Origin of the sequence: Emticicia sp. 21SJ11W-3, from assembly GCF_024138715.1 — a bacterium.
Taxonomy (GTDB): domain Bacteria; phylum Bacteroidota; class Bacteroidia; order Cytophagales; family Spirosomataceae; genus Emticicia; species Emticicia fluvialis.
Genome location: NZ_CP092074.1, coordinates 1873322 through 1888999 on the forward strand (window position 1 = coordinate 1873322; position 15678 = coordinate 1888999).

Annotated in this window: 17 protein-coding genes; 11 read left to right on the forward strand and 6 right to left on the reverse strand. The window is 40.4% G+C overall.

Going from position 1 to position 15678, the window contains the following annotated elements; all coding sequences use genetic code 11:
- Window positions 1-77 precede the first annotated feature (77 nt).
- Window positions 78-581: a hypothetical protein gene (locus MB380_RS07910; protein WP_253534360.1), complete on the forward strand. Its 504-nt coding sequence runs from the start codon at window positions 78-80 to the stop codon at window positions 579-581.
- Here the strand turns inward: MB380_RS07910 and MB380_RS07915 are convergent.
- The gene (locus MB380_RS07915; RefSeq protein WP_253534361.1) at window positions 573-1016 is read right to left on the reverse strand and encodes a GNAT family N-acetyltransferase; all 444 of its coding nucleotides are present in this window, start codon (window positions 1014-1016) and stop codon (window positions 573-575) included. The two genes, MB380_RS07910 and MB380_RS07915, sit on opposite strands and share 9 nt — an antisense overlap.
- A gap of 139 nt (window positions 1017-1155) precedes the next feature.
- Here MB380_RS07915 and MB380_RS07920 point away from each other — a divergent pair, with 139 nt between their 5' ends.
- The 3 genes from MB380_RS07920 to MB380_RS07930 all read left to right on the forward strand — a co-directional run bounded on the left by MB380_RS07920 (window position 1156) and on the right by MB380_RS07930 (window position 2484).
- Window positions 1156-1245, forward strand: a complete 90-nt coding sequence (locus MB380_RS07920; RefSeq protein ID WP_229236211.1) for a DUF5522 domain-containing protein — start codon at window positions 1156-1158, stop codon at window positions 1243-1245.
- 86 nt (window positions 1246-1331) lie between these two features.
- The gene (gene rpmB / locus MB380_RS07925) at window positions 1332-1571 is read left to right on the forward strand and encodes a 50S ribosomal protein L28 (RefSeq protein WP_101725064.1); all 240 of its coding nucleotides are present in this window, start codon (window positions 1332-1334) and stop codon (window positions 1569-1571) included.
- A 97-nt stretch (window positions 1572-1668) separates the two neighbouring features.
- Window positions 1669-2484 carry a purine-nucleoside phosphorylase gene (locus MB380_RS07930; protein ID WP_253534362.1) on the forward strand — a complete coding sequence of 272 codons (816 nt, stop codon included), beginning with the start codon at window positions 1669-1671 and terminating at the stop codon, window positions 2482-2484.
- A gap of 81 nt (window positions 2485-2565) precedes the next feature.
- On the opposite strand, the gene MB380_RS07935 is transcribed toward MB380_RS07930, so the two are convergent.
- Window positions 2566-3549, reverse strand: a complete 984-nt coding sequence (locus tag MB380_RS07935) for a sugar phosphate isomerase/epimerase (protein ID WP_253534363.1) — start codon at window positions 3547-3549, stop codon at window positions 2566-2568.
- A 147-nt stretch (window positions 3550-3696) separates the two neighbouring features.
- Here MB380_RS07935 and MB380_RS07940 point away from each other — a divergent pair, with 147 nt between their 5' ends.
- The gene (locus MB380_RS07940) at window positions 3697-4884 is read left to right on the forward strand and encodes a class I SAM-dependent rRNA methyltransferase (RefSeq protein ID WP_253534368.1); all 1188 of its coding nucleotides are present in this window, start codon (window positions 3697-3699) and stop codon (window positions 4882-4884) included.
- Between the two features lie 46 nt (window positions 4885-4930).
- On the opposite strand, the gene MB380_RS07945 is transcribed toward MB380_RS07940, so the two are convergent.
- Window positions 4931-5440, reverse strand: coding sequence for a phosphoheptose isomerase (locus MB380_RS07945; RefSeq protein WP_253534370.1), 510 nt, complete (start codon window positions 5438-5440; stop codon window positions 4931-4933).
- Window positions 5441-5543: 103 nt separating this feature from the next.
- Between MB380_RS07945 and MB380_RS07950 the strand changes: the two genes are divergently transcribed.
- The 3 genes from MB380_RS07950 to folB all read left to right on the forward strand — a co-directional run bounded on the left by MB380_RS07950 (window position 5544) and on the right by folB (window position 8438).
- Window positions 5544-6455 carry a WD40 repeat domain-containing protein gene (locus MB380_RS07950; protein ID WP_253534372.1) on the forward strand — a complete coding sequence of 304 codons (912 nt, stop codon included), beginning with the start codon at window positions 5544-5546 and terminating at the stop codon, window positions 6453-6455.
- A 177-nt stretch (window positions 6456-6632) separates the two neighbouring features.
- Window positions 6633-7991 (forward strand): DivIVA domain-containing protein, encoded by a 1359-nt coding sequence (locus MB380_RS07955; protein ID WP_253534374.1) that lies wholly within the window; start codon window positions 6633-6635, stop codon window positions 7989-7991.
- A 66-nt stretch (window positions 7992-8057) separates the two neighbouring features.
- The gene (gene folB, locus MB380_RS07960) at window positions 8058-8438 is read left to right on the forward strand and encodes a dihydroneopterin aldolase (RefSeq protein WP_253534376.1); all 381 of its coding nucleotides are present in this window, start codon (window positions 8058-8060) and stop codon (window positions 8436-8438) included.
- A gap of 12 nt (window positions 8439-8450) precedes the next feature.
- On the opposite strand, the gene MB380_RS07965 is transcribed toward folB, so the two are convergent.
- Window positions 8451-10442, reverse strand: a complete 1992-nt coding sequence (locus tag MB380_RS07965; RefSeq protein ID WP_253534378.1) for a M1 family metallopeptidase — start codon at window positions 10440-10442, stop codon at window positions 8451-8453.
- Between the two features lie 301 nt (window positions 10443-10743).
- Between MB380_RS07965 and MB380_RS07970 the strand changes: the two genes are divergently transcribed.
- Both MB380_RS07970 and MB380_RS07975 read left to right on the forward strand, forming a co-directional pair.
- The gene (locus tag MB380_RS07970; protein ID WP_253534380.1) at window positions 10744-11823 is read left to right on the forward strand and encodes an aldose epimerase family protein; all 1080 of its coding nucleotides are present in this window, start codon (window positions 10744-10746) and stop codon (window positions 11821-11823) included.
- Window positions 11824-12115: 292 nt separating this feature from the next.
- Window positions 12116-13570 carry a hypothetical protein gene (locus MB380_RS07975; protein WP_253534382.1) on the forward strand — a complete coding sequence of 485 codons (1455 nt, stop codon included), beginning with the start codon at window positions 12116-12118 and terminating at the stop codon, window positions 13568-13570.
- A 232-nt stretch (window positions 13571-13802) separates the two neighbouring features.
- Here MB380_RS07975 and MB380_RS07980 read toward each other — a convergent pair whose 3' ends face one another.
- Complete coding sequence (locus tag MB380_RS07980) at window positions 13803-14366, reverse strand: DinB family protein (RefSeq protein ID WP_253534384.1); 564 nt, start codon at window positions 14364-14366, stop codon at window positions 13803-13805.
- Window positions 14367-14371: 5 nt separating this feature from the next.
- Entirely contained in the window at window positions 14372-14671 is a 300-nt protein-coding gene (locus tag MB380_RS07985; RefSeq protein ID WP_253534386.1) for a GNAT family N-acetyltransferase, read from the reverse strand.
- Window positions 14672-15006: 335 nt separating this feature from the next.
- Between MB380_RS07985 and MB380_RS07990 the strand changes: the two genes are divergently transcribed.
- The gene (locus tag MB380_RS07990) at window positions 15007-15366 is read left to right on the forward strand and encodes a LytTR family DNA-binding domain-containing protein (RefSeq protein WP_253534388.1); all 360 of its coding nucleotides are present in this window, start codon (window positions 15007-15009) and stop codon (window positions 15364-15366) included.
- Window positions 15367-15678 lie beyond the last annotated feature (312 nt).

Sequence of the window (15678 nt, forward strand, 5' to 3'; positions counted from 1 at the left end):
TTACGTTTAGATAAAAAGCAATGTTTGCTTAAACTGGCGTGGAGAGATTGGTTCCACAATAAATATTAAGAATAGAGATGCTGAAAGACGAACAAATATTTGATATTCTGGATGGCACTGCAACTGAAGCTATTTTGCAGCTACATGCCTGCGAGATGAAGCGTTCTGAAAATTACCGGGCGTATTTTATGGAAATGAAAGCCTTGCACCTGGATATGCTGAATATGCCGCTGGAGAAACCATCTGCCAGCTTTACTGAAAGTGTTATGGCTGCAGTTCCTGTTCATCAGCCGGTTTTTGTGGTTGTAAGAAGAAAATCATGGGCAGCCAGGTTACCGCAAGTTATTCTGGGTGTACTTGCCCTGGCAATAATAACTACTATTGCCCTGGCCATGATTTATGCACCAGGCAATAGTGTTAACAATATTGTGGCTATTCCGCGCATGCAGGAGTTACGAGATTTTCTGACGGGAGATTTCATCCGGATTGTTGCCCTGCTGAATCTGATTGTATTGCTGGCAGTTTTTGACAAAAAGGTGCTGAAGCCCTACTTTAATGAGAGAAAAGTAACATTAGGGTAAGTTTATCAGAAAACTGAATCCATGCTTATTGAAACCCAAGGATTCGTAAAACTGGTGAGCCTGTTCTCTGCGAAGGTTGCTTGAGAGCGACATCTTGTAGCAACCTTTTTCTTTGGCATATTGCAGCGCAAATGCCATCATTTTTTTGCCAATGCCTTGCCCCTGAGCTTCAGGCAGAACACCTACATCTTCAATCACAGCCGAAGGGCTGCCCATGTGTGCCATGTTTTCCATTACCAGCAAGGCAAATGTACCAACGGCTGTTCCGTTGTTTTCAGCTACAAAAACGTGGTAGTCAGGGTACTGGCTTTGTTTTATGAAAATCTCTTTGGCAGCCTCTACCGATAGCACCTTATGATTATCTAATGCCTGTGCATAAATATTTAATAGACTGGGTACGTCGTCAATAGTAGCTATGCGGATGACTAATTCCATGGTTTAATGAACGTTTATTTGACCTTTTAAGTTAATCAACCAACAGAATATATCAAAATTGGGAGGTCAGAAAAATAGTAAAGGCAAAACTGTTTCATCTGTGTTTGCAGAAGAAGATTACTATTTTGAAGGTGGATTTATGGTTTTTACCGAAGTTTACCACAAAAAGAGGGGCTATTGTTGCAAAAATGGCTGTAGGCACTGCCCGTTTGGTTTCAAAAAAAGGTAAATTTGTTTTTTTATTTGAGAAATAATTACGAATTTTGCACTCCCGTTTAAGGAATTCCATTTTTTCATAGAAAATATTATAATACAATGGCAAAGGTTTGTCAAATTACTGGTAAGAGAACACAAGTCGGTAACAACGTATCGCACGCTAACAATAAAACAAAGCGTAAATTTTTCCCGAATCTGAAAACCAAGAAATTTTTCCTGGAGTCAGAAGGTGTATGGGTATCATTGAAAGTTTCGACTTCAGCCCTTCGTACTATCAACAAAAAAGGCTTGGAAGCTACTTTGATTGATGCAGCCCGCAAAGGTACATTGGCGTTGTAAGATATATTCTTGTTCGTAGATAAAAAGCATGGCTGTAGCAGTCATGCTTTTTGTTTTTATTTAGTACCTTGCCTATCTAATAAACTTTCATTGGCACATGCTTAACCATATTCAGGAGGCCTCAGATTACATCCAGTCACAGACAGACCACTTCAAACCGCAGTTCGGTATCATTCTCGGAACCGGCCTTGGCAAACTGACCGATGACATGGTTATTGAGTTTTCGCTTAACTATTCTGACATACCTTATTTCCCGATATCCACAGTTGAGTCTCATAAAGGTAAATTGTTGTTCGGAACACTCAATGGCAAAAAGGTGGTTTGTATGCAGGGCAGGTTTCATTATTATGAAGGTTACAGTATGCAGCAGGTTACTTTTCCGGTGCGTGTAATGAAATGGCTGGGCATTGATCGCCTGATAGTATCTAATGCTGCAGGCGGGTTGAATCCGGGATTTAAAGAAAGCGACCTGATGATAATAGAAGACCACATCGGTCTGTTTTTACCTGATAACCCACTGAGAGGAGAAAATATAATGGGCGACAGGTTTCCGGATATGAGCGAACCTTATGAAATAGAAATGATTGAGAAAGCTTTATTATTAGCCACTCAGAATGGGATAGAAGGTTTGCATAAAGGCGTTTATGTAAGTGTGCCGGGGCCGAACCTGGAAACCAGGGCCGAATACAGAATGCTGAGGCTGTCGGGTGCAGATGCCGTAGGGATGAGTACTGTGCCAGAGGTGATTGTAGCCCGCCAGATGGATATACCGGTTTTTGGTATTTCTGTAATTACTGATATGTGCGTGCCGGAGCTTTTGAAAAAAGCTGAACTTCCGAGAATACTGGAAGCCGCCCGCAAAGCAGAACCAACCATGACACTGATCATTAAAGAGTTAATAGGCAGTTTATAGGCAAACACAGCAAGAAACTAAAAACAGAAAGGGGCTTTGTTGCTTAGCAACCAGCCCCTTTACTGATTAAAACTATTATTTTCAGGCAAATACCAGATTCTTCATATAGGCTGCATTAGCTTCGGCAGCTTTCAACGGTGTTGTACCATCAAAACGTTCTTGTTCAACAATAAAATAATTTACGCCGTTCTGAGAAGCCACATTTAACAAATGAGGGAAATCAATTCTGCCACTACCAATGGTTGTTGAGAACGAGAACAACGGGTCTTTTACTTTCTCTTTTTCTGTTATTTCTTTTACTTTAGCCTCGCTCAGAATGTCTTTCACATGCACCAGGCGGAAACGGTTTTTATATTTGGTAAGCCATTCTTCGGGATTTTCTCCGGCCGAAACCACCCAGTATAAGTCGGCTTCAAAATCTACCAATGCAGGGTCTGTGCCTTCAAGCAGAATGGTTTCAGGCATGGTGCCATCTGCAAATTTCTTAAATTCAAAATTATGGTTATGATATGCTACTCGTAGCCCTGCTTTGGCTGCAATTTCTCCCTGACGGTTCAACCCCTCTGCTGCTTTTTTCCATTCGTCAGCTTTGGTAAGGCTTCCCAAAAATGGATTTATCAGGTATTTCATGCCTATGCTTGCGGCGTCGTCAACCAGTTTTTTAAATTCACTTTCAGTCTCTTTTTTCATGGTGTAGTCCGGATTGCAATGTGTGCTCACCAGGTTACTTCCGATATCGTCCATGAGTGTTTTAAATTCTTTGGCAGTCATTCCCCAGAAAACTCCTTTGTCACCCTGAAAACTTTCAATTTGTTTATATCCATAACTTGCCAGTGCTTTCAATACACCTTTCGGGTCTTTGGCTAAGTCTTCCTTCACGGTCCAGAGTTGTATCCCGAATTGTTTAACTGATGGTTCTGCCGTCATGGCGGAAGTGGCAGTTGAATCGGTGGTTTTTTCTTCAGTTTTTGATGATGGAGTGCATGACCATAATTGGTTGGCAAGTAGTGGTGCTGCGGCTAGCAGGCTGGTGTTTCTCAGGAAATTTCGACGGTCTATTTTCATAGTGCGTATTTGAATTTTTAAAAGGGTAAGAATCAAATTAACTATCTATTGAAAGCAAAGTAAAAGTAAATATAAAAATGCAAAAACGTTTTCTTTGGCCTTGTATATTTTCTTATTTTGTATCTGAAACGGAACGAAAAAGAAGATATGTACGCAAAAGTTTTTTTACAGGGCGGAAAAGAGCAGGTAGTGAAGCGGCTGCACCCCTGGGTTTTCTCTGGTGCCATTGCCAGAACAGAAGGGCAGCCACAAGACGGAGACATTGTTGAAGTGTGCGATAAAAAAGGTAATTATCTGGCCACAGGCCATTTTTATAATGGCAGTATTACGATCAAGATTTTTTCGTACGAGCCGGGTATAATTGATGAAGATTTCTGGTTGAAAAAGCTCAGAACAGCTTATGCCATCAGGCAGACAGTGCAAAGTGAAAGTACTACCTGTTACAGGCTTACGCATGGAGAGGGCGACGGGTTTCCAGGATTAATACTTGATTATTATCAACGTGTAATTGTTTTTCAGGCCCATACGATTGGTATGTGGCGCGAGAAAGAAAAAATAGTAAGTGCGCTAAAAAGCATTTATGGCGATGCCCTGATGGCCATTTACGATAAAAGTGCCGAAACATTGCCCGACGAATTTGGCAAAACCATTAAAAACGGATATTTGTTTTCATCAGGCTCTTCAGAAAACCTTTTGCCTCATGAGGTTTTGGAAAACGGAAACAAATTTCTTATTGACTGGGAAACGGGTCAGAAAACAGGTTTCTTTCTTGACCAGCGCGACAACCGCGCCTTGTTAGCCCATTATGCCAAAGACAAAAAGGTTCTGAATGCCTTTTGTTATTCGGGCGGGTTTTCTATTTACGCATTGAGGGCTGGTGCGCAACGCGTAGAATCTGTTGATGTTTCAAAGAAAGCCATAGAACTGGTAAACCAGAATGTGGCTGCCAATTTTGGCGATGTAGACAACCACCAGGCAGTAGCAGAAGATGTAATGAGTTTTTTGAAACAAAACGACCAGATTTATGACCTGATAGTGCTAGACCCGCCAGCCTATGCAAAAAGTATAGCCAAAAGGCATCAGGCAGTACAAGGTTACAAACGGTTGAATATGGAGGGTATTAAGCGGCTGGCCAGTGGGGGTATCTTGTTTACGTTTTCCTGCTCGCAAGTGGTAGACAGAGAACTATTTTATAATACAGTTGTGTCGGCAGCGCTGGAGGTTGGCAGGCAGGTAAGAGTGCTGCATCACCTTACACAAGGGGCAGACCACCCTGTAAATCTGTTTCATCCCGAGGGTAGCTACCTGAAAGGCCTGGTTTTGTATGTTGAATAACAAAAAGAAAGCCTTTTGAAATTTCTCAAAAGGCTTTCCGGTTATATCAACGACCAAAATCATCCTGAACGCGAACGATGTCATCTTCATCAGACGGATTCTCAGCGTCAGTATGTTGCCAGATTTCAGCTATAATGCCCCATTGGCTCAAACCAATCAGGCGGTGTCTTTCACCTTGTTTCAGATTAATTATGTCTCCAAGGTTTAGTGTTTGCAATTCATTTTCCTCATCCGTATCGCTTGTCACAACACCTGCAATTCCTCCCACTACTTTCCAGATTTCAGCTCTACGGAAATGATACTGCCATGAAAGACGTTTCTCTGGTGCAACTACCAGAATTTTCGGGCTCAGCTTGCGGCCAACACCAAAATCATTAATGCTTAAATGCGGAAAATACGTTTCTATAAATTTCGGCGCTTGTGATTCATCAAGAACAAAGAAACCACCCCAAGGGCGTGTCTGGTCCTGATTAGCAATAGTAAATCCTAGGTCGGTTATTACTTTTTCTACTTCTGTAAAAACTGTGCTTTTTTCTGTTTCAGCCGAAAAATTCATGGGAGTAATGTTTTTGAGAAATGTTTTACAATTAGTTTTGCAGGTAAAAATAAATACATATCTACAACAAATAATAATATGATTGGAAAAATCATATAATGTCATGATTCATGTCAAAAAAATAGATACATTTACCGGACATCGGGATTGTATATACGCATTGGAGAGGTCTGGAGAGAACCATCGGTTTTTTTCGGCAGCAGGTGACGGATACGTTGTAAGATGGAATCTTGAAAAACCGGATGTTGGAGAATTAATTGCGAAAGTAAAAAATTCTGTATATTCGCTTGCCTATTTACCTCAGGCCAATCAACTTTGGGTAGCCCAGAACCAGGAGGGTATTCATGTGATTGACCTTGAAACCAAACAAGAACTGCGCTCATTAAAATTATCACCGGCATATTATTTTGATATTCAGTTTTACGACGGAAACGCGTTTATAGCCGACAGCGCCGGAGTCATTTCTGTTATTGATGCCGAAACTATCAGTTTTCGTAAACACATAAAAGCGGCGGGCGTAAGTGTCCGGTGCCTGGCCGTTAACCCGGTAGAACGGGAATTGGCCGCCGGCTACAGCGATAACTCTATTAAGATTTTCGACCTGAAAACCTATGAGTTGAAACGCGTAATAGAGGCTCATAGCAACTCGGTTTTTACTGTCAGGTACGCACCCGACTTTACCAAGCTGATATCGGGCAGCAGAGATGCCCGCCTGAAAGTCTGGAATGTTGAGACCGGCTATAAACTTGAAGAAGAAGTTGCGGCGCATACATTTGCCATTAATCATCTGGCATTTAGCCCTGACGGCCTACAATTTGTTACCGGCAGCATGGATAAGTCTGTAAAAGTATGGGATACCGGGTCGCTCCGGTTATTGAAAGTGATTGACCGCGCCCGACATGCTGGGCATGGTACATCAGTAAACAAGGTTTTGTGGACAAACTACAAAAACCAGATAGTTTCTGGTAGTGATGACCGAACCATTTCGGTATGGGAACTGGATACAGACAACTGAAAATCAAATAAATTATTGATTTTTGAGTTATAAAAAACAGAGGTTAAAATACCTGATAACCTGATGTTTACCACTGGTTGGTGCTCCTGTGCAAATTGAAGAAAATAAATGAAATAGGGAGTACCGACAGTTTTTTTGTTAATTTTGCCATAAAATCTATATAAAAACATTGAAGAAATGAAAATTACACCGCTCGAAATACGCCAGCATGAATTTGAAAAAACTTTCAGAGGCTACAATATCGAAGAAGTTGATAATTTTTTAGCAAATCTCTCGCAGGAATGGGAACGCATATTGAATGAAAGTAAAATGCTTAGAATGCAGCTTGAAATGGCTGAAAAAGAAGCTAGTAAACTTCGGGAGATTGAAATGACCCTCTTTAAAACGCTTAAAACTGCAGAAGATACCAGCACCATGATTACCGAGCAGGCTAATCAACAGGCTGATAAGAACATACAAGATGCCAGACAGAAAAGTCAGGAGATATTACGTGATGCGCAACTTGAAGCTGACAAAGTTATTCAGGAAGCACAAGACCGTGCCAGATACATAAAAGAAGAAGTGCTGGGAGAAGTAAAAGAACTTGAAAAAGATTTCAAGATGATGTATCAGTACAAGACTGACCTGCTGGTTCAGATGCGCAGTTTGTCTATGTCGACCTTAGAGCATGTGCAGAGATTGGAGGAGAAATTTAAGAATGAAAATGTTGATGAGAAAATTCAGGAAGCCTTCAATACTTTTGTAGATGAAAAGAGCGCAATACCTACCTTCAATATTCAGGAAGAACTCTCTTACTTTGAATCTAAAACCGCACAAGTAACAGCAGAAAAGCTTGTATATAATATCAGCAAAGTTGAAGATACAAGCGATCATATCCCTGAGGAGGTTACCGCCATACAGCCTGCCAGCGCAGCGCTAATTTCAGAAACGCCGGCGCCTGAGGCAGCTACACTGGCTGAAGACGAGGAAGGCAGGTCTGATGAACTGGGCATAATTGAGGGTATAGGCCCTAAAATTGCCATGCTGCTTTATGACTCGGGCATATTTACGTTCAGGGGCCTGGCTACAACCCCGGTAGAGCGTATCAAAGAAATACTAGATAATGCCGGGCCTGCCTATGCCATGCATGACCCAACCACCTGGGTAGAACAGGCACTTCTGGCCGCTGAGGGACGATTTGATGAGCTGGAAGAAATGAAGAGCCTGCTTGTTGGTGGCAAAGCAGAAGAAGATGTAGAAGAAAAAGGAATTGATAACAGTGTGTCTATGCCGGAGGCAGCATTGCCAGAAATAACTCAGGAAAAAACCAGTATCCCAGAGCCTGTGGCTACAAAGGCGGCACCGGTTGCAAGTAACCTGGATTCAGTAACCGAAGAAATGCTTGAAAAAGTGAATAAGGTGAAAGAGGCTGTCAGGAAAGCGATGGTAGAAAAAGAAGAAAAAAATATAAAAGATAACACGCCGTTACCAAAAGTAAACGAGATTTTGGCAAAGAACTCTGATATTGGCGGAGGGTCGTTTTTTGATAATATCTGATATCCGGCAAAAGGCTGCTAAATGCTAAAATAATACTCCACAAATATTTTAAGACGATTGACACCCATGGGAATAATCTCACTTGAAGGTTTAGAATTTTTTGCTTATCATGGATATTACGATGAAGAGCAAAAAATTGGAAATAAGTACTCGATTGATATTGCTATCACAGCAGATTTGAATCGGGCAGCGCAGGAAGATAAGTTGAGACTTACCGTCAATTATGAAGTGGTATACACCCTGATAGCCAACGTTATGAAAGAGAAACATCGGCTATTAGAGCATATAGCGTATAAAATTATTGAGGCTGTAAAGCAACAATTTGCTGAAATACAGCAAATTACAGTGAGTGTTTCTAAGTTCAACCCACCAATCGGTGGTGTTTGCGAGCGCTCAAAAGTAACAATTACTTCGCCGTTCAGCCTTCCTCTGGCAGAGGAAGGCTGAGCAGACAGCCATTTAATTGGCTGTCTGGCTACTATATTTTGCAGGTTTCCACAGGTTGTTTTTGGTGTTTACTTCTGGTAATTTTCCGTCAGGGTCAATGCTTACCGACTCAATGGCAGACGTAGACGGATGTTTGAAACTCCAGGTACTGCCTCTTTGCCAGATTTCAACCGGCAACTCCACTCGTTTGGTTGTTCCATTCGATTCTTTAATTTCAACCGTAACTGGCATTGGCATCTTCTCAAGGTTTTCAATGGTAATTACAGCTCCTTTGGTTACGTCCTGCTGTATATAGCTAACCTCTTTTACCCCCTGGTCAATCTTCCAGTCGTTTACATACCAGCCTTTCCAGAACCAACCCAGGTCTTCGCCGGCTGCATCTTCCATCGTTCTGAAAAAATCCAGCGGAGTAGGGTGTTTAAATGCCCAGCGATGAACATATTCTTTAAAGCCGTAGTCAAATCGTTTTTCTCCAAGCACCAGTTCTCTTAGCATCGTTAAGCCAACGCCTGGTTTAAGATAGGCAGCCACCCCCAGATTATTATTCTGTATAACGTCTGGTATGTTCATTATCGGGTCTCTGTCATAAAAATAGGGGGCATACTGGCGTATATTCTCCGGCTGATAATATTCGCCGTTATTAAAGTTCTTTGTTGAAAGCGTATTGATAAATGTATTGAAGCCTTCGTCCATCCAGCCATATTTTCTTTCGTTTGAACCCACAATCATCGGGAACCAGTTATGCCCGAACTCATGGTCTGTTACACCCCAAAGGCTTTCGTTTTTGTCGCTGTAACTACAAAATACAATTCCCGGATACTCCATACCCGCCACAATACCCGCCACGTTGGTAGCCGACGGATAGGTGTATTCAAATATGTATTTAGAATAAAACTCAATGCAGGCTTTAACATATTCAGTTGAGCGGTTCCAGCTGTCATTAGTTGCGCTTTCAACCGGATACACCGATTGCGCCACTGAAGTTTTACCACTAGGCAGGTTAATACGGGCTGCATCCCAAACAAATGCCTTAGAAGAGGCCCAGGCAACATCACGCGCCTGTTTGCATCTGAACTTCCAGGTCAGAGTACCACTCTGGCGGGGTCTGCTTTGGGCATCTGTTACTTCTTCTTTGCCTCTTATTATAACGGTCTTGTCGCTGTTTTTGGCTTCGTTAAATCTTTTAATCTGCTCGGGTGTCATTACTTCGCCCGGGTTCAATAACTCACCCGAACCAGCTACAATGTGGTCCCAAGGCACGGTTATGTTATATTCAAAATCTCCGTATTCAAGGTAAAACTCACCTGCGCCCAGGTAAGGCAGGGTGTTCCAGCCTTCAATGTCATCATAAACTGCCATACGGGGGTACCATTGTGCCATTTCATAAATTATGCCGTTTACAGTTTCCTGTTTGCCAATGCGGTCTGACCCGTATCGCGGAATCTGGAATGAATAGCTGATTTTTATTTTTAACTCTTCTCCGGTAGCCAATGGCTCAGTTAACCGTATCTGCATCCGTGTGTCGTTAATCAGATGTTCGGCATATAACGGGCGATAGGTAACCTTTTTACTGGATACATTTTTTTTCTCAGCACTTACCAATTGAATTTGGTACCCCCCTTCAAAGCCGGTAGAACCAAAACGCCCACCCGAAATTGTGGTTGTTTTAGTGCCTCTTGAATTATCATTAAACTGGTTCTGGTCAAGCTGCAGCCATACAAAAGCCAGTTTTTCCGGGCTGTTATTTTTATAAGTAATTTCGGTTTCTCCGGTCAGTTTATTTGCTGCTTCATCAAGTGTGGCGGCAATTTTGTAATCTGCTCTGTTTTGCCAGTACAAAGGGCCTGGCGAGCCTGACCCACTTCTGTACGCTGTACCCGGCATAAAATTGAACAATGGGTTAAAAGCCTCGCGGTGGTCATATTTTGAAGCCGACGGTACCTGAGCCAACACTGTATTGACTGTGAGTAATAATGCTGCATAAAGCAGTTTTTGAAATTTCATGGTATTGCAATTATTTGAATTTTTAGAACTTTTGCCCCTTTACTTGTACTGATTCTATTGGTTTATATAAATTAAAACAACCTAAGCTGCGATGGGTAAATATACATACATATTAATTTATAAAACAGAAATGTTTAACACACAAACGGTCTTTTTAACAGTTTTTGTGTAATATTGGCAAACAAAATCAACCTATACTATTAACATGACTCAATTTAAAACCCAAATCAGAATATGGTTGGCCGGGGCATTACTGGTTTATACCGGCTTGGCCTGCCAATTAAAAAATAACCAAAAAAAGATGGAAACAACAAAATCGGAGGCTTCAATTACAAAACAAGCATGGGGGCAACTGCCAGACGGACGTAAAGTAGAATTGTATACATTAAGAAATGCCAAAGGCATGGAAATTAAAATAAGTGATTACGGCGGATTGATAACGCATTGGACTGCCCCTGATAAAAACGGAAATTATGAAGACGTAGTATTGGGTTATGATTCACTATCGGGTTATCTGAAGGCCAGTCCTTTCTTCGGAGCTTTAGTGGGTAGGTACGGCAACCGTATAGCCGGAGCCAAGTTTACTTTAGATGGCCAGACTTATAATCTTTTGCAGAATAATGGCCCCAACCACCTGCACGGCGGGAAAGTTGGTTTTGATAAAGTTATCTGGAAAACTGAAGAACTAAAAGACGGCAGAAACGGCTTGAAACTGAATTATGTTAGCAAAGACGGAGAAGAGGGGTATCCCGGGAATCTTGATGCAGAGGTAACTTATGTTTTAACAGATGACAACGCGCTGGAGATTACCTACACCGCCACTACCGATAAACCTACCGTAATTAATCTTACTCAACATTCTTATTTTAATCTGACCGGTGGAAAAACTGACCACCTGGGGCATGAGGTTACAATTAACGCCGACCGATTTGTACCTGTTGATAAAACGCTGATACCCACCGGTGAACTTAAACCCGTTAAAGGTACTGTTTTTGATTTTACCAAACCCATAGCAATAGGCAAGGGAATAGATGATACCACAGATGAGCAAATAAAGCTGGGTGGCGGTTATGACCACTGCTGGGTGCTTAACCAACCAGCAAAAGACACACTTGTATTGGCGGCAACTGCGTATGAGCCAGGTTCAGGCCGCTTCATGGAGGTTTTTACAACAGAGCCCGGTGTACAATTCTATACAGGAAATTTTCTTGATGGCAGCATAACCGGTAAAAATGGTGTCGTTTACAAAAAACGCCACGGATTTTGCTTTGAAACAGAACACTTCCCTGATTCGCCGAACCAGAAGTCTTTCCCAACGGTTGTTCTGAGACCCGGTGAAACCTATAAAACCACTACTATCTATAAATTTTCGGGCAAATAAAGTTTTAAAGCCGGATCTACAGGCCATTACCGGTAATATATAAACGAGAAAACAATATTTAATTCATAATGCGATTAATGTCATTTGTTTTTCAATTATAAATTACCATTTTTGCGCTAGTAGTCTTTCCGGCTATTCTTACTTATTGCACCCTTATCAGATTAACCTCACAGAACCTGAATTGATGGTACAGTTTTTTTACGGGAAATCTGTAAACATCACTTTATTCAAATAATTTACTTTTTTGTTCTTAACGGACAAAGAATTTTCAGACACTTAAAAATTAAAAAAAATGAAAACTTCTTCATTTAGAATTCTTGCGCTTGCGGTAATGATGTTACCAGCAGTTGGGTTTTCTCAACAAAACCCGGCACCTAATCAGCAGTCTTCTCCATGTAATTCTTTGCCTTATAAAGTTTTTCAGGGCAACGCCGACAGAACCCCTGTAGTGCTAAATAGATTAGGGACTAGTCCTCAATTTGGGGAAATACCTAAACACACTGCAAAATCAGCTTTCGACCATCTGAAGAGAGTGTACAAAAAGAACCAGAAAGGCATTAAAAAAGAAATGGACGACATGCTGGCTGCTTTGGGTTACACTGGTATTAACGACCCTGCGTTTACGGTAGGTAGTTTAACGCCTGAAATCCTACCTAAAGGTTCAACCGGTTGGATGGGCGCCTATGCCAAAGGCCACAAATACAGCTGGTCTATTTTGGGCAATAACTTTGAAACCTTTAAACTGAAAGCAAAAACCGGCGATTGTTTCATTTATATTATGAAAAAATGCGGTAACGCTTTTTATATACCTGTTTACATACCAGCAGGGCCGGTTGTAGAACCCACCAGGGTTGTTGACCAGCAGGTAAGTATCAGCGCGAAAGGTGAAATTGCCAGCGGAGACGTAATGAATGTCAGCAAAACAATGGAAATTGTAGCAGTTAATGGTAATAAAGGTGTTTCGCTTGGCACTTATCCGGTTAAATACCGTGCTACTTATGATTACAGCGTAAAAGGTGAAATGGCTTATTCTAAAACCATTCCGGTATGTGTTACTGGTAATGAAACAGTTGCCCCTGTAAATCTGATGTTGCCTTTGGCACTAGATTATAAAATTACCAAATCTGATGTTACCGTTGGTGAAGGTGATAAAATCTACCTGAATGTTGATGAGAAACAATTCAAAAATCTGAGCAAAGCATATAAAACTATGGATGTTACTCCTGCAACATCAGCTACGCCTCAGTCTATTGAAAAGAAAGTTTTATCAGCAACCACAGCAAATGATGCTACTATCGGAACCACAGGCGCGTCTCAATGTGCTGACCAACGCGTTAATTTTATAGGCAAATCTGAAATTCAGGATGGAAGTATCAAAACCGCAAATCCAAATGTAACAATTATTGGTGTTTATAAGAAAACAGGTAAGCTTGCAGTAGGTGAAACTCCAGAAAAATACCTTTGCCTGGGTTCATTCCCGGTTCCGGTTAAGTCTGGCTATGAGGTCGTAACAACGGGCTCAAGCAGCGTTTCTAAAGCGTTCAGAGTGGCTAATGCCAGCGCAACTACATTGCCTGATGTGGATGTTAATATCCCGGTGTCATTAACCTATAGCTTTACCAAACAGGATGTAACTGTTGGAGACTACAACAAAATTTATGTAACCTTGGATGAAGGGCAATACAAGAAACTATTGAAAAAATATAGCCGTTGTTGCAACGATGGCTCTTGTATAATCAAAAAATAATTTTGTTGAATTAAGATTCCTAAATTATTGATGGTATATACTATTAAAACTTCCGGTAACATCTCCGTTGCCGGAAGTTTTTCATTTTGAAATGAATAATCCATATAGCCCTATATAAAGGCTCGTAGAAGTTTTACGAATTTTTTCTTAGACAGAAACCAAATATAAATTTTCAGCTAGGTTTTAAAACAAATATTTACACAAGACTGCGTAAAGCAAGTAAAAAAATAGCTCACCAGCCAATGTAACCTATCGGAGTAATACCGTTTAGCCTTAGATAACAAATGGCTTGTCCGCGATGGTGTATTATATGATTTTCTAAAGCATAAAATAGCCGCCAGACAGGTATTTTATCGCCGGCGTAAGGCTCTAACTGGTTTAGCTTTTCGGGTTTAGTTTCAAAAATTGTTTTTTCAACCCATGCGTAAAAGCCTTTTATCTCGTTTTCCAGCTCAATTTTAGAAAGTTTGGCCCAATATCCGTTTTGCTTTTCTTTTTCGTCATAAGGGTTGGGTATATTCAGTCTTCCGCACAACTGGGCAGTGGTAAACGTAATACAGTGCACAAACTGTGTTCTGAAACTAAAAGACTCAGGCGTATACTTATATTCCATCTTGTCATCCGGCATTTGATTAAAAATTTTGAGTGTATACTCCAAAGAGCTTTTCCAGGCAATGGCAAACTCTTCCTTAAAGCCGGTAAGGTCTTTTTTTTGACTCTCCCCTTTAGCCAGGGCAGGCAGGCCGACTATTGAGCCAAATAAAGATTTCAGCGCGCTTTTTCTTGTTATTTTCATTGTTTTCAGACATTAAAGCCGGGAGCCAGCAGATGTTTGTAAGTTTCGTAGTTTTTACGCATATAAGCCGCCATAAATGGGCATAAAGGCATTATTTTAAGGTTGTTTTCTTCAGCATATTTAAGGGCATTTTTGGCCAGTATGCTGCCAATACCTTTACCTTCCATAGCTTTAGGTACTTCTGTATGCGTAATTACCAGGTCTGTATCGGTTTGAATATATTCCTGAAAAGCCATGTCTTCTTCCAGTTTTATTACAAATAATTTATCTTCTGGAATATGCTTTACTTCTGGTATATCAGCCATTTTATATAATTGTTTATTGAAAAAAAATGTATCAGTAAAAATACAATTTTTCTTTTGATGAAAATGTAAAGAATACAAATTAAAGGTTTTTGATACTATGCTGCTACAATATAGTTTCTGATTATTGGCTGTTCATCCATTTTGTATGCCCCATTTTTTTAAATTTATTGGTGCTTTTTTTCTACATATAGCGGGTTTCTTTCAGTGCTTTTTTACATGGCGGCAATATTACCAGTGGTGGCATAATTATTTTATTATTTAAGTCGGAAATACACTGCGTATTCAACAACATTATAGCTTAAGAAGAATATATGAAAGACATAAATTATACATCCATGAAAACTAACTTTCCTATGAATCCATCATTAACTTTACGCTTCCTGGTAGGGGGTAAGTCTAAGTTTGTACGCCCGGAAGAGGTTATTTTTTTAGAGAGTAAAATCAATTATACCATTTTGTATTTAACCAATGGCAGAACCTACCTGAGTGCCAGAAATTTACAGGTTTATGAGAATAAACTTATGGTATTACCTTATTTTTTCAGGATACATCGCGGTATAATCATCAATATGATGCATATAGAGAAAATTAAACTTGATAAACTTTCAGGGTCTGTTTTGCTGCAGTCAGGCGAAGAGTTATGCATTTCAAGAAGAAGAATAAAAGATTTTGAAGCAAGATATAATGCTATTTAAATAAAAAGGCATTTAAAATGCCTGACAATGCCTCTTTCTATACCATTTATTTTCGGTATTGAAAGAGGCTTTTCTTATTATGTGATGTTTCGTTTGTTATACATCAGCAAGCATCTATTGTGGTATTTTTACCTCTTTAATTTAGTGTTGAAGAAGTTATGAAAATGTGGGGAATTTGCCTTAAACATCATTGGTTTGGGGAATATAGTGTTCATTATGTGGAAATATTTCCCCTTTTTCGAAATTGTGTCAATGTTGTTCAAATCAGGCAGGAAATTAAAATTTATTAATAGTAGAATATAAACCCCATGA